We start from the raw sequence: 14,095 nt of genomic DNA on the forward strand, positions 1-14,095 counted from the left end.
CGATGAACCCGCACCCCGTGAGAACCGTGGCCCTTCCGGCTGAAAGCGACATCGCCCATCTGTTTGCCGACGCGCACCTGGCCGACGCTTTCGCGATCACGCTGCCGGCCGACGCGCCGCACGACACCGAGCTGCTGGCGCGCGCCGTGCTCGGGGACCCCGCGCCGTGGTTTCGCGCGCTGCTGGCCTTCAGGGACGCCATCGTCGGCCCGTTCGGCGTCAAGACGTCGGCGCGGATCCGCCGGGAACTGGGCGGCGGCGGGTCGGCCACGCACATCGACTTTTTTCCGATCGTGGCGCGGCACCCCAAGGAGCTGATCGTCGGCGAAGACGACCGGCACCTCGACTTCAGGGCCTCGGTGCTGCAGCGCGCGTCGGCCGACGGCCAGGGGCGCGAGCTGGTCATGACCACGGCCGTGCACTGCCACAACCTCTTCGGTCGGGTGTACCTCTTCGTGATCTCGCCCTTCCACCGACTGGTGGTGCGCTCGGCCCTGGCGCGGGCCGCGGCGCGCGGCTGGCGCGGCGGTTAGCGCCGGTACAGCGCCTGCTGGATCCGCGCGAGGTCGGGCGGCTTGGGAAAGTGCGCATCGAAGCCCGCGTCGAGCGCCTTGGCGCGGTCCGACTCCTGGCCGTAGCCGGTCAGCGCCAGCAGCACCATGCCGCGCCGGCCAGCGTGGGAACGCACATGCCGGGCGAGGTCGTGGCCGCTCATGCCCGGCAGGCCCACGTCGAAGATGCCCGCATCGAAGTCTTGCGCGTCCAGCAAGGGCAGGGCGCTTTCGGCGCTGTCCGCGGTCGCCACGTGGTGGCCTTCGAGCGTGAACCATTCGGCCAGCACGCTCAGCGCGTCCCGGTTGTCGTCGACCAGCAGCAGGCGCAGGCGGGGCCGCGCCTCGGGTGCCTGCCCGGGCGCGGACAGCAGCTGCGCCGGTGCCTCGGCCGGCGCCAGCGGCAGCCGCACGGTGAAGGTGCTGCCTTGCCCCTGGCCGGCGGAGTGCGCCGCAATCGAGCCGCCGTGCAGCCGGACCAGGCTGCGCGCAATCGCCAGGCCCAGGCCGAGGCCGCCCGCGGCGCGCTGCAGCTGCTGCGCGCCCTGCACGAAGCGCTCGAACACCTGCGCCAGCAGCTCGGGCGCGATGCCGATGCCGGCGTCGGCCACGGTCAGTTCCGCATGGTGGCCGTCCGTGCGCAGCGCGATGTCGATGCGCGCGTCGGGCGCGGTGAACTTGGCGGCGTTGTTCAGCAGGTTGCCCACGATCTGCGCCAGGCGCAGCGGGTCGCCCTGCACCGGCACGGGCGCATCGGGCAGCGACACGCTGGGCATTTCGGCGCGCGCCTGCAGGGCGGGCAGCGTCAGCTCGATGGCCTTGGCCACGGTGTCGCGCAGGTCGACCCGCTCGGGCCGCAGCACGATCTTTCCCGAGACGATGCGCGAGATGTCGAGCAGGTCGTCCACCAGCCTCGACAGGTGTTTCACCTGGCGTTCGATGATCTGCCGCTCGCGCGGAAAGGCCTTGTCGTCGCGCCGCTCGATCAGCGTGAGCGCCAGCGAAATGGGCGCGAGCGGGTTGCGCAGCTCGTGGCCCAGCATGGCGAGGAACTCGTCCTTGGCCTTGCTCGCGACTTCGGCCTGGGCCTGCGCGGCCCGCGCCCGCGTGAGCAGGCGCACGTTGTCCAGCGCCAGCGCCGCGCGCTGCGCCAGCTCGCCGATGAGCGCGCCGTCCTCCGGCTTGAAGCGGCGCTGCGAGCGGTCCTGCAGGATGGCCATGGCGCCGATGGTGCGGCCGCGCGCCACCAGCGGCACCACGCAACCGGCCGTGACGCCGAGCGCCTGCACGAACTCGCGCAGCTGCGGGTGGAGCCGCTCGACCAGGCCCGGCTCGTCCAGGTTGTGCAGAAAGGTCCGGCCCGTGGCAATGGCCCAGGGAAAGGAGCCCACCGTGTCGGCGGAGGCCTCGCGGGTGCTCACCATGCGCGCGATGTCGGCGCCGCGCGCGGGGTCGACGTGGTGCGTGAGCTTGCGCTGCAGTACGTCGTGCTCGTCGAGCAGGTCGATGCGGCAGAGGTCCGCCACGTCGGGCACGATCACGTCGGCAATGGCGCGCAGCGTCGACTCTTCCTCGAGCGAGCGCGACAGCGCCGCGCTGGCGCTCACCAGGCGTTCGAGCCGCAACTGCGCGCCCTGGGCCGCCGTGCGGGCGTCGCGCTCGGCCCCCAGCAGGCGTTCGCGTTCCGCCTCGTGCTGCAGGCGCTGGCCAGCCGCTGAAGCGAGGGCGCGGCCGACCGCGTCGACCTCCGCGATGCCGGCGCGCACCTCGCTCACCGGCTGGCCGAGGCCGAGCGCATCGGCACTCTTGCGCAGCCTGGCCATGGGCCGGGTGATGGCGCGTGACATCCACCAGGCGGCGAGACCGCCCACGAGCAGGGAGATCAGCAGGCCGCTGCCGTAGGCGATGAGCGTGCGGCGCAAGGCATCCTCGGCCACCACGGTCGGAGCGCCCAGCGCCACCGTCCACGGGGCGAAGGCGAGCCGCGACACGGCGGTCTGCACATGCGTGCCGTCGACGTTGCGGGTGGTGCCCACGAACTCCTGGCGGTCGCGCCGCGAGCCGAGCAGTTCGCGCAGCGTGTCGCTCGGCGGCTGGCCGCGAAAGCGTTCGTCGTCGCGCGAGCGCGCCACGCGCAGGTCGTTGGAGTCGAAGATCGACACCGCCCAGCCCTCGGGCACGCGCTGGCGCGTGAGCACCGCGGCAATGGCCTCGGGCCGCACGATGGCCGTGAGCACGTAGCGCACCTCGTCGTTGCGCACCACCGGCACGCGCACCGCGAAAGCTAGGTTGCCTTTCTTGCCGGGCATCAGCGGGCCGACCGCCGGCTGGCCGGTACGCACCACCTGCGCCAGGCTCGCGGCTTCGACCACTTCCTCGTTCGTACCGTTCGCACCGGTCACGGCGCCCTCGGTGCTGAAGACGACCTTGCCGTCGGGCGTGACCAGCAGCACGCCGCGCCACTCGGGGTGCGAGGCCCGCAAGGCCTTGGCCAGCAGCAGGGCGTCCACCAGGCCCGACGCCTCCGGTTCGCCGAGCGGCTCGGTCAGCGCGAGCGCCTGCAGCGCCGCGACGGTCAGCCGCAGTTCGCTGTCCACGGCGGTGGCCAGCGCACGGGCGACGCCGAGCGTGGACGCCTGCGTCTGTTCGCGCTGCACGTGGAGCAGCCCGTGGAGTGCGAAGCCGCAGACGACCGCCAGGGGCAGCAGCGCCGCGGCGGCAACCAGCAGCAGGCGGGCGGACAAGGTGGGGGTGCGCATGGGAAGTGCGGGCTCTGGTCTCTGGGAGGCTGGAGGCGGAACGCGGGAAGGCGACATTGTGGCGCGAGGGCGCCGCCACGAAGGCCGGCCGGCCAACAAATGAACGCGCCTTCTGCCTACAGTTTGTTGCACAAAAAAGCCCGACCGTATCGGGCATGAAGCTTGCCGTTTACATCGTCGAGGACGACCCCTCGATCCAGGACAGCCTGAAGGTCGTCATCGAGGCCTATCTGCGCGCCGAGGTGATGGGCTGGGCGCCCTCCGAGGCCGAGGCGCTGGCATGGCTTCGCGCCAACGATGGCCGCTGGCACCTGCTGGTGGTCGACCTCACGCTGGCGCAAGGCTCGGGGCTCGGCGTGCTGGCAGCGGTTTCGCAGATGCGCAACGGCAAGGGCGTGGTGGTGGCGCTCACCAACGCCGCGTCGCCCGGCAACCGGGCGACGTGCTTGCGGCTGGGGGCCGACGCGGTGTTCGACAAGTCGGAAGAAATCAACCAGTTCCTCGCCTACTGCGAGAAGACGATTCCGGGCGCCGAGGCCTGATCGGCGTCGGCACAGTTGGGGTTTGAACGGAGGCCCTGCGCCCCGGTGCGGTGAGAGCATGCCAGCGCACACCCCCAGACAGGAAAAAACAATGCACTCCAGGATTCCCCGTGTCGCGGCGATGTTCGCGGCCCTCGTGCTCTGCGCCTGCTCGCAAGTTCCGCAAACCTATGCAGAGAAGGCCACCGCCCAAGGCACCGCCAACGCGCAGCCGGGTGCGCGTCGCTCGCCGGCACAGCTCAGCCCCGCACCCACCAGCGAGGTCAGCCCGCAGATGCAGGCGCTGATCGCAGGGCCGTACCCGGCGCATTTCAACGCGGACCCGAAGACCGCGGCCGAGTGGAAGGCGCTCATCGACAGCCGCGCCGCACCCGTGATCGCCGCGATTCCCGCGCTCAAGCGCAAGCTCGGCGTGAGCGTGCAGTCGGTGAAGATCGCCGGCGTGAATGCCTTCGTCGTCACGCCCGACAAGATCGCGCCGGGCAACGAACAGCGGCTGCTGATGCACGTGCACGGCGGCGGCTATGTGTTCGGCCCCGGCGAATCGGCGCTGCCCGAGGCGCTGCTGCTTGCGAGCATCGGCGGCTACAAGGTGGTGTCGGTCAACTACCGCATGCCGCCCGACCACCCGTACCCCGCCGCCATGGACGACGCCATGGCCGTGTGGAAGGAACTGCTCAAGACCAACCGGGCGAAGAACATGGCGGTGTTCGGCACCTCCACCGGCGGCGCGATGACGCTGGCGCTGGTGCTGCGCGCCAAGGCCGAGAACGTGCCGTTGCCCGGCGCCATCGCACCGGGCACGCCGTGGTCGGACATCGCGAAGATCGGCGACACCTACCAGACCAACGAATGGATCGACAACGTGCTCGTCACCTGGGACGGCTGGCTGGGCCGCGCCGCGCTGCTCTACGCAGCAGGCCGCGACCTGAAAGACCCGCAGCTGTCGCCCATCTACGGCGACTTCAAGGGCTTTCCGCCGGCCATTCTGACCAGCGGCACGCGCGACCTGTTCCTGTCGAACACCGTGCGCACGCACCGCAAGCTGCGCCGCGCCGGCGTGGAGGCGGACCTGAACGTGTACGAAGGGCAGTCGCACGCGCAGTACGGCATCAACCCCGACGCGCCAGAAACGCGGGAAGCCTTCGGCGACATCGCGCGCTTCTTCGACCGGCACCTGGGGCGGTAGGGGCGCGGCTCTTGGCCGTACCGGCTCGGCTACGACGGCTTGCGGTGCTCGACACCTGCGTGGAGAAAGGGCAGGCACCTGAGACGATTTCCTCAGTGGACAACAACCCCGACGCCGACCGCTCGCGGCCGATGTGCCGCTGGCCGGCGTGGCCGATGTTCACGGGCGCAGCGGGTGCGTCAGTGAGCGAGGCGGCAAACTTCAGCTGCCGGACCCGCTGAACACGGCGTGCATGGCCGGGAGGTCCGGGCTTTCCTGGAGATCGCGAAGCGCAAGCGCCGCAGCCGGTTTTCCACCGGTCCGGGGCGGGATGGCTGCAACCCGGCGAAACTAGGCGCCCACCCTGCCAGTCTTTCCCCGGGAGCCCGCCACTTGTCATCCAACAAAGTCTTTCGCGTCGCCCTGTCGGCGTCGGCCGCCGCCATCGGCAGCCTTGCCGCGTACTGGACCCTGCTGGCCACGCGCCAGGGCGACATCCTGTTCAACGCCCGCAAGCTGCCCGTCGTCCACCTGTCGGAGGACTTCTCCACCTACTCCCACACGGTGCCCGGCGGCATGGTGCGCGGCTACGTCTATCACCCGCAGGGCGAAGACGCGCTGCAGGATCTTTTCATCTACTTCGCCGGCCGGGGCGAAGACGTCCGCGCCACGGCGCAGATGCTGCACTGGCTGCCCGAAGGCTTCGGCTTCGCCGCGCTCAACTACCGGGGCGTGGCCGACTCGCAGGGGCGCCCGTCGGAGATCGCTTCGGTCGAGGACGCGGCCCAGTTCGCCAACCACCTGCGCCGCGCCTTTCCCCAGGCCCGGCTGCATGTGGTCGGCCGCAGCCTGGGCACGGGCGTGGCCATCCAGCTCGTGGCACGGCAGCCGTTCGAGAGCCTGCAGCTGGTCACGCCCTACGACTCGATGCTCGCGGTGGCGAAGAAGCGCTTTCCGCTCGTGCCGCTGTCGCTGCTGCTGCGCCACCAGTTCAACTCGCTCGAGCACAGCCGCGAGGTCGCGGCGAAGACCCAGGTGCTGCTGGCCGAACACGACGATGTGGTGCTGCCCGAGCGCTCCGCCACACTCATCAACGCCTGGCCGACCCCGATCAGCGTGCAGACGGTGCCCGGTTCGGACCACCACAGCATCATGGGGCTGGAGGCCACGTGGCTCTACCTGATCGACTTTGCGCTGACCGCGATTCTTCCGGAGCCGAAGGTGGCCTGAGGTGCGGGGTGCCATGACGAGCCGGCCGGCAAGACCTGCGTGCCGCTGAAGCTTCTGCCCGGGGCCAGGCTCCTGTTCACCGAGCAGACTTCCACTTGACCCGGCCCCTGCGGCCACCTCGATAAAGGCGGTCTCCAGTCCAACCCCGAGGTGATGCCGTGACCCCTTCCGCCCGATTCCTGAACCCCGCCGAAGCCGCCAGACGGCTCGGCGTCTCCGCCAAGGCCCTGCGCCTGTACGAAGAGCGCGGCCTGGTGGCCCCGGCGCGCAACGCGGCCGGATGGCGCTCCTACGGCCCCGAGGAGATGGCGCGTGGCGCCGACATCGTGGCCCTTCGCGCGCTCGGCCTCAGCCTGGCGCAGGTGGCGCGTGTGCTGCACGGCGACGCCGAGGGGCTGGAGCCCGCGCTGGCGGCGCATCAGGCGCTGCTCGAAGGCCGTGCGCGCGAGCTTTCGGGCACGCTCGAGAAGGTCCGTCGCCTGCGCGCCGATCTTGCCGGCGGCCAGACGCCGACGGTCGGCGAGCTGACGCGCCTGCTGCCGTCGTCCCCCGTGCCGGGTGTCGAGTTCGCGCTGCCCTGGCCCTGGGGCGGCGAACGGTTCGAGTGGCGCGACATCCGGGCGCTGAACTACATCGTCGGCCCGCTGGGCAGCGGCAAGACGCGGCTGGCCTTGCGCCTGGCCCGGACCCTGCCCGACGCCGCGTTCCTGGGGCTGGAGCGGTTGGAGAACGGCGCTGCCACGGCGCGGCTCGACGCCTGTCCGGCGCTGCGTTCGCGTGTCGATCGGGCGATGGCCTGGCTCGTCGAAGATGGCGCCACGGTGTCCGCGGCATTGACCGCCCTGCTGGCCGCGCTGGAAGCCGAAGGCCCGGCCGTGTGGGTCGTCGACATGGTGGAGCAGGGGCTCGACCACGCGACGCAGCAGGCGCTGGCCGCGCACCTGCGCCGGCGCGGGCCCGAGGGCCGACCCGTCTTCCTGCTCACACGCTCCTGCGTGATCCTGGACCTGGCGGCCGTGGGCGCGGACGAGTCGATCGTGCTCTGTCCCGCCAACCACAGCCTGCCCACGCGCGTGGCGCCGTATGCGGGCTCGCCCGGCTACGAGGCCGTTGCGACATGCCTGGCCACGCCCGAAGTGCGCGCGCGCACGCAGGGCCTCGTGGCGTCGTGGGCGGGTGGCATCGCGCAGGGCGTGCCCGGCGGCGCCCGCTAGAAGCCGAAGACCAGCAGCAGGTTGTTCGCCGGCATCGCATGCCGCTCGCGCAGCGCGAGCCCTGAGCGGCGCGCCTGGGCCTTCACGTCCTCCAGCCGGCGGATGCCCCATGCAGGGTTGCGTGCGCGCAGGCTCCCGTCGAACGCCACGTTGCTCGGCGCCGGCGTGTCGTCTTCGAAGTACGGCCCGTAGGTGATCAGCAGCCCGCCCGGCAGCAGGTGCCGCGCGGCCCCCTCCATCAGGGCGGCGCACGTGGCCGGCGGCGAGATGTGCAGCATGTTGGCGCAGTAGACGGCGTCGAAGCGCTCGGCGAACGCGTCGCCCTGCGACGGCCACTGCGCAGACATCACGTCCAGCAGCAACGGTGCGCGCAGGTTGGGCAGCGCGGCCTGCGCAACGCGGCTTGCGAGCACGGGCAGCAGGCGCGCGTCCGCATCGGTGGGCTGCCAGGTCCATCCGCTCAGTGCGGCCGCGAACCAGGCGGCGTGCTGCCCGGTGCCCGAGGCAATTTCCAGCGCGGTGCCGCGTGCGCCCAGCGTCTGCATCAACACGTCGAGGATGGGCTGCTTGTTGCGGTCTGCGGCGGTGCTGGCGGGAAGGTCGGTCATGCGGATGCGGGCTGGAGCGAAGGGGCTCGAAGGGTATCAGGCCGGTGCATGGCGCAAGGCGCAAGGCGCGTCATTTCCACAAGGCGCACTTGCTCTCTTCCTTCGCGGTGAAGACCTCCGCGCCGGGCAGCGTCTTCACCAGCTTCGTGTAGTCCCACGGCGCCTTCGACTCGGCCGGCGACTTGACCTGCATCAGGTACATGTCGTGCACCATCCGTCCGTCCGGGCGAATCACGCCCCTGGCGTAGAAGTCGTCGATGGGGGTCTTCTTCATGTAGACCATCACGGTGTCGGCGTCGGTCGTCTTCACGGCCTGCACGGCCTTGAGGTAGTTCATGGTCGCCGAGTAGTCTCCCGCCTGCAGGTCGGTCGGCATGCGCTTGGTCTTCTCGAAGAACTTGCGGCCGAACGAGCGTGACGTCTCGTTGAGGTTCCAGTCCCAGCTGGTGGTGAACAGCAGGCCTTCGGTGTTCTTCAGGCCCATGCTGTGGAAATCGGTGATGAAAACCAGCAGCGCCGCGACCTTCATCGACTTCGTGATGCCGAACTCCTTCGCCGCCTTGATGGCGTTGATGGCATCGCCCCCCGCCGTGGCCAGGCCGAGGACCTGCGCCTTCGAGTTTTGCGCCTGCAGCAGGAACGAAGAGAAGTCGGAGGCATTGAGCGGATGGCGCACCGCACCGACCACCGTGCCGCCCTTGGCCTTGACCACCGCGGCCGTGTCCGCCTCGAGCGCCTGCCCGAAGACGTAGTCGGCGGTCAGGAAGAACCATGTCTTGCCGCCACCCTCGACCACCGCGCTGCCCGTGCCCCGGGCCAGCGCCACCGTGTCGTAGGCGTAGTGGATGGTGTAGGGACTGCACTGCTCGTTGGTGAGCGCGGGGCTGCCGGCGCCCACGCTGATGAACACGCGCTTCTTGTCCTGCGCCAAGCGGGCCATGGCCAGCGCGGCACCCGAGTTGGAGCCGCCCAGCAGCATCGTCAGGCCTTGCGTGTCGATCCATTCGCGCGCCTTGGTGGCGGCGATGTCGGCCTTGTTCTGGTGATCGGCGCTCACCAGTTCGATGGGCTGGCCGAGCAGCCTGCCGCCGAAGTCGTCGATCGCCATCTGCACGGCGATGGCGCCGTTCTTGCCGTCGATGTCGGCGAACAGGCTCGACATGTCGGTGACGAAGCCGACCTTGACCTTGTCGGGCGCCGCGGGCTGCGCCAGGGCGGGCGAGACGAAGCCGGCGGCAAGCAGGGCCACCGACAGGAGGGAGAGAGAGTTTTTCATGGCGAGAGTCTTCAGGGGAGGGGAACGCAACGGCCGTCGTTTCAGCGCTTGAGCAACTCGTCGCTGATGATCACCTTGCGAACCTCGGTGGTGCCCGCGCCGATCTCCAGCAGCTTGATGGCGCGGTACAGGCGGTTGACCTCCGACTCCCAGATGTAGCCCAGGCCGCCATGGATCTGCACCGCCTCGTTCAGCACCTTGTTCATGGTCTCGGCCGCGTACATGACCGAGGCGGCCGTGATCATGTGGATGTCGCCGCGCCCGCCGCCGCCCACTTCGAGGTCGTTCGCCGCGCGCAGCGCCTGGTAGGTGAACACGCGCATCGATTCGATCCAGACGTACATGTCGGCCAGCTTGGCGCGGATCATCTGGAAGTTGGCGATCGGCTGGCCGAACTGCTGGCGCGTGCGCGCGTAGTCGATGGACAGCTGCAACGCGCGCTCCGAGATGCCCAGGCAGATCGGCGCGATCATGGCGCGCTCCAGGTCCAGGCCGCTCATCACCACCTGCACGCCGCGGTCCTCCCCGCCCACCAGGTTGGCCGCCGGCACGCGGCAGTTGTCGAACACGAGCTCGGCCGTCTGGCTGCCGCGAAATCCCATCTTGGTGAGCTTCTGCGCCACCTTGAAGCCCGGGAACTCCTTCTCGACGATGAAGGCCGAGATGCCCTTGGCGCCCTTGTTCTTGTCGGTCTTGGCATACACGAGCATCACGTCGGCCACCGCGCCGTTCGTGATGTAGATCTTGGCGCCGTTCAGCAGGTAGTCGTCGCCGTCGCGCGTGGCCGTGGTGCGCATCGAGCCGAGCGCGTCGGAGCCCGCGCCGGGTTCGGTCAGTCCGAGCGCGCCGATCGTCCTGCCGCTGCACAGGCGCGGCAGGTAGCGCTGGCGCTGCGCTTCGTCGGCATTGCGGTAGATGTTGTAGAGGCACAGGTTCTCGTGCGCCACCCAGCTCAGCGCCAGCGCATGGTTCCACCGGGAGAACGCCTGCACGACCAGGCCGCTGGCGAACAGGTCGAGCCCGACGCCGCCGTAGCGCTCCGGCACGGGGATGCCGAAGTAGCCGGTGCTGCCGATCTGCGCGAACGCTTCGGGCGGCCACCATTCCTCGTTGTCCATCCGGGCCGACAAGGGGTAGAGCGCGTTCTTCGCGAAGTGGTCGGCCTGCGTCAGGATTTCCTGCTCGTCGTCCGACAAGCCCGAAAAGCGCTGGGCCGCCGAGGCCGTGGATGTGCTCGTGTGCATGGTTCTCCGTCGAGAAGAAAAAAGCGGGTTGCGCCGTGGGCGGCGTCGATCGTCCGGCCGGCGAGGCCCGGCAGTTCGTCGCGGCAAGCGTGCGGCTGAAAAATGACCTGAACTCAATAACTGTTCTTTGACACGCAATGAGACGCCATCTTTTTGCGTTTGAATAGCAGTCATTGGTCGGGTTTTACCCTTATCAAATAATTTGAGTACATCTCATTGAATCGTTGACACCAGGTTGTTGCAGCCGGAAGATTCGACGCACGACAAGCGCCGCACCGTGGCGCGGAGACACGCACCGATGCCGACCGACACCCCCCCTGCCGCCAACCTCGACCGCTACCGTTCGGCGTTCCGCCCCGGCCTGTTCGAGGGCCGGACCGTGGTCATCACCGGCGGGGGCAGCGGGCTGGGCCGTTGCACCGCGCACGAACTCGCGAGCCTGGGCGCGCACGTGGCGCTGGTGGGGCGGCAAATGGCCAAGCTCGACGCGGTGGCCGACGAGATCGCGGCGATCTATCCCGAACGGGCGGGCGATGTCTCGCGCCACACCTGCGACATTCGCGACGAAGCGGCGGTCACTGCCACCGTGGCGGAGGTGATCGCCACGCACGGGCGGCTCGACGGCCTCTTCAACTGCGCGGGCGGGCAGTACCCGGCGCGCCTGCGCGACATCTCGCTCAAGGGCTGGGACGCGGTGGTGCGCAACAACCTGCACGGCACCTTCCTGTTCTCGCGCGAGTGCTTCGTGCAGTGGATGGCGCAGCATGGCGGCAGCATCGTGAACATGCTCGCGGACATCTGGGGCGGACTGCCCGGCATGGGCCATTCGGGCGCCGCGCGCGGCGGCGTGCTGACGTTGACCGAGACGGCCTCGTGCGAATGGGGCCATGCCGGCGTGCGCGTCAACGCGGTGGCGCCGGGCTGGATCGCCTCGTCCGGCATCGACACTTATGACGAGGACTACCGCACCTTGCTGCGCGGCATGCGCGGCAAGGTGCCGCTGCAGCGCTTCGGCACCGAGGCCGAGCTGTCGTCCGCCGTGGTCTACCTGCTGTCGGAGGCCGCCGGGTTCATCAACGGTGCGGTGATCCGGGTCGACGGCGGCGTGCCGACGGCGCGGCACACCTGGAAGCTCGAGGCCGCCGAGCGCACCTTCCCGTACGACGGATTCCCGCAGTACCAGCCGCCCGTGACATTCGCCGACGATGCGGCTGCGCCGAAGGGCGACGACCGCTTGCCGGAGCGCCGGCCATGAACGCTTCCGTCATGGCGCCCCAGGCCGCCGGCAAGCAGACGCCACGGCGCATGAAGCGCGCGGGCGAGATCCTTGCCGCCGCGCGCGAGGTGTTCCTCGAGAAGGGCTTCGAGCGCTCGTCGGTGAGCGAGATCGCCACCCGCGTGGGCGTGGTCGAAGGCCTCGTGTATGCCTACTTTCCGACCAAGCGCGACCTGCTCAACGAAGTGCTGCGCGGCATGTACGAGCCGCTGATCGCCGACATCGCCGAAGGTTTCTCGCGCATCGAGGGGCTGCGCAGCCGCCTTCGCTTCCTGGTGTGGCGGCACCTGCGCGTGTATGTGGAGGAGCCCAGCCTGTCGCGCATCGTGCTGCACGAGGTGCGCACGAGTCCGGAGTATTTCAAGTCGGTCCTGCACGACCTGCAGGTGCGCTACACGGCGTTCCTGCTGCTCACCGTGCGCGAGGCCGTGGCCGCGGGCGAACTGCCTGCCGACACCGACGCCGAGATGGTCCGCAGCATGGTGTATGGCGGCATCGAACACCGCATGTGGTCGCTGCTCTACGGGCGCGGCACCATCGATGTCGAGGCGACCGCCGACCGCTACACCGCCATGCTGATCGGCGGCCTGGTCCCTGCGCCGGGAGCCGTGCAGGGCGCCGGGGCAGGCGCCGGATCGCCAGGCGGCGACGTGGAGCGCCGGCTGGCACGCCTGGAGCAGATCGTGGCCGCCGGCGCGCTGCCCGCGCGCGCCAAACCCCGCCCCGCGAAGCGGCACGGAACATCCTCATGACCCTCATCCGCAAGCTCTTCATTGCCAACCGGGCCGAGATCGCGCTGCGCATCGCACGCACGGCGCAGCGCCTGGGCATCGACACAGTGGTGCCCTGGCATGCCCGCGACCGCGCGGGGCCCGCGCTGCTTGTTGCGACCGACACCGTCGAGGTCTTCGGCGATCCGCCCGTGGCGGCCTGGCTCGACGGCGACGCGATGATCCGTGCCGCACGCGACAGCGGCTGCGACGCGATCCATCCGGGCTACGGCTTCCTGTCGGAGAACGCGGGGTTCGCGCAGGCCGTGGTGGACGCCGGCCTGGTCTTCGTCGGCCCGCCTGCGTCGGTGATCGCATTGATGGGAGACAAGATCAGCGCGCGCCGTTTCGCCGTGCAGCACGACGTGCCGGTCACCCCTTCCGCCGACGAGGCGGACGACCCCGCCACCTTCGCCGAGCGCGCGCGCGCCGTCGGCTTCCCCTTGCTGATCAAGGGCGCGGCCGGGGGCGGCGGAAAGGGGATGCAGATCGTGCGGCAAGAGGCCGAACTGGCGGGCGCCATCCACACCGCCCGCGCCGAGAGCCAGCGCTACTTCGGCGACGGCCGGCTGTTCGCGGAGCGCTTCGTCGAGCAGCCGCGGCACATCGAGGTGCAGGTTTTCGGCGACGCGCAGGGCCGCGTCATCCACCTGGGCGAACGCGAATGCTCGATCCAGCGCCGCTTCCAGAAACTGATCGAAGAGTCACCCGCGCCCGGCCTGGCACCCGAACTGCGCGAGCGCATCTGCAACGCCGCAGTGCGGTTGGCCGCGGCGGCCGGCTACGTGAACGCCGGCACCGTCGAATGCATCGTGGCGCCGAGCGGGGAATTCTTCTTCCTGGAGATGAACACGCGCCTGCAGGTGGAGCACCCCGTGACCGAAATGGTCACCGGGCTGGACCTGGTCGAACTGCAGTTGCGCGTGGCGCAGGGCCAGCCCCTGGGCCTCGCCCAGGCCGACGTGCGCTGGTCGGGCCATGCCATCGAATGCCGCCTGCTCGCGGAGGATGCCGACGCCGGCTTCGTGCCCGACACCGGCCGCGTGCTGATGCTTGTCACGCCGCAAGGCCCGGGCGTGCGCTTCGACGGCGGCGTGACCCACGGCGCGGCCGTGACGGCGGACTTCGATTCCATGCTCGCCAAGCTGGTGGTGCACGGTGCCGACCGCGCGCTGGCCATCTCGCGCATGCGCACCGCGCTGGCCGAGACCACGATGCTCGGCGTCACGGTCAACAGCGACTTCCTGGCGCGGGTGGTGCAGCACCCTGCGTTCGCGCGCGGCCAGACCGATACCGGCTTTCTCGAACGCCACCGAGCCGACCTGGCGCCGAAGCCCTTGAGCGACGCCGAGCGGCAGGCCGTGCTGGCGGTGGCGGCCAGCGCCGCGCCCGATCCGGCCTTTCACTTCGTTCCCGAGCCCTATGCGTCGATGGGCGCATGGCGCAACTAGCGCACC

The 14,095-nt window shown here is 70.1% G+C and carries 13 protein-coding genes; 9 read left to right on the plus strand and 4 right to left on the minus strand.

Translation table 11 applies throughout. The annotated features are described in order from the left end of the window. Positions 1–26 precede the first annotated feature (26 nt). Entirely contained in the window at positions 27–533 is a 507-nt protein-coding gene (locus tag ACSFA5_RS04330) for a DUF2867 domain-containing protein (protein WP_435442778.1), read from the plus strand. Here the strand turns inward: ACSFA5_RS04330 and ACSFA5_RS04335 are convergent. Further along, a complete protein-coding gene (locus tag ACSFA5_RS04335) occupies positions 530–3,310 on the minus strand; it encodes a hybrid sensor histidine kinase/response regulator (protein WP_435442779.1) in 2,781 nt (926 codons plus the stop codon). The two genes, ACSFA5_RS04330 and ACSFA5_RS04335, sit on opposite strands and share 4 nt — an antisense overlap. Before the next feature lie 155 nt (positions 3,311–3,465). On the opposite strand from ACSFA5_RS04335, the gene ACSFA5_RS04340 reads away from it, so the two are divergent. The 5 genes from ACSFA5_RS04340 (at position 3,466) to ACSFA5_RS04360 (ending at position 7,464) form a co-directional block, all read left to right on the plus strand. Beyond that, positions 3,466–3,852 carry a response regulator gene (locus ACSFA5_RS04340; protein WP_435442780.1) on the plus strand — a complete coding sequence of 129 codons (387 nt, stop codon included), beginning with the start codon at positions 3,466–3,468 and terminating at the stop codon, positions 3,850–3,852. 91 nt (positions 3,853–3,943) lie between these two features. Continuing rightward, complete coding sequence (locus tag ACSFA5_RS04345) at positions 3,944–5,041, plus strand: alpha/beta hydrolase (protein ID WP_435442781.1); 1,098 nt, start codon at positions 3,944–3,946, stop codon at positions 5,039–5,041. Between the two features lie 11 nt (positions 5,042–5,052). Then, positions 5,053–5,262, plus strand: coding sequence for a tannase/feruloyl esterase family alpha/beta hydrolase (locus ACSFA5_RS04350; protein WP_475539808.1), 210 nt, complete (start codon positions 5,053–5,055; stop codon positions 5,260–5,262). Positions 5,263–5,413: 151 nt separating this feature from the next. After that, complete coding sequence (locus ACSFA5_RS04355; protein WP_435442783.1) at positions 5,414–6,250, plus strand: alpha/beta hydrolase; 837 nt, start codon at positions 5,414–5,416, stop codon at positions 6,248–6,250. 158 nt (positions 6,251–6,408) lie between these two features. Continuing rightward, positions 6,409–7,464: a MerR family transcriptional regulator gene (locus ACSFA5_RS04360; RefSeq protein WP_435442784.1), complete on the plus strand. Its 1,056-nt coding sequence runs from the start codon at positions 6,409–6,411 to the stop codon at positions 7,462–7,464. On the opposite strand, the gene ACSFA5_RS04365 is transcribed toward ACSFA5_RS04360, so the two are convergent. The 3 genes from ACSFA5_RS04365 to ACSFA5_RS04375 form a co-directional block, all read right to left on the minus strand. Next, positions 7,461–8,072 (minus strand): DUF938 domain-containing protein, encoded by a 612-nt coding sequence (locus ACSFA5_RS04365; protein WP_435442785.1) that lies wholly within the window; start codon positions 8,070–8,072, stop codon positions 7,461–7,463. The genes ACSFA5_RS04360 and ACSFA5_RS04365 overlap by 4 nt on opposite strands. A 70-nt stretch (positions 8,073–8,142) precedes the next feature. Continuing rightward, entirely contained in the window at positions 8,143–9,348 is a 1,206-nt protein-coding gene (locus tag ACSFA5_RS04370) for an ABC transporter substrate-binding protein (RefSeq protein WP_435442786.1), read from the minus strand. Positions 9,349–9,389: 41 nt separating this feature from the next. Further along, entirely contained in the window at positions 9,390–10,592 is a 1,203-nt protein-coding gene (locus tag ACSFA5_RS04375; RefSeq protein ID WP_435442787.1) for an acyl-CoA dehydrogenase family protein, read from the minus strand. Between the two features lie 298 nt (positions 10,593–10,890). Between ACSFA5_RS04375 and ACSFA5_RS04380 the strand changes: the two genes are divergently transcribed. The 3 genes from ACSFA5_RS04380 to ACSFA5_RS04390 are packed head-to-tail and all read left to right on the plus strand — an operon-like array spanning position 10,891 to position 14,089. After that, positions 10,891–11,847 carry an SDR family oxidoreductase gene (locus ACSFA5_RS04380; RefSeq protein ID WP_435442788.1) on the plus strand — a complete coding sequence of 319 codons (957 nt, stop codon included), beginning with the start codon at positions 10,891–10,893 and terminating at the stop codon, positions 11,845–11,847. Continuing rightward, positions 11,844–12,620: a TetR/AcrR family transcriptional regulator gene (locus ACSFA5_RS04385; RefSeq protein ID WP_435442789.1), complete on the plus strand. Its 777-nt coding sequence runs from the start codon at positions 11,844–11,846 to the stop codon at positions 12,618–12,620. The genes ACSFA5_RS04380 and ACSFA5_RS04385 overlap by 4 nt, the downstream gene beginning before the upstream one ends. Next, complete coding sequence (locus ACSFA5_RS04390) at positions 12,617–14,089, plus strand: acetyl-CoA carboxylase biotin carboxylase subunit (RefSeq protein WP_435442790.1); 1,473 nt, start codon at positions 12,617–12,619, stop codon at positions 14,087–14,089. The genes ACSFA5_RS04385 and ACSFA5_RS04390 overlap by 4 nt, the downstream gene beginning before the upstream one ends. The last annotated feature ends 6 nt before the right edge of the window (positions 14,090–14,095 follow it).

Origin of the sequence: Variovorax monticola, from assembly GCF_051216855.1 — a bacterium.
GTDB lineage: Bacteria > Pseudomonadota > Gammaproteobacteria > Burkholderiales > Burkholderiaceae_C > Variovorax.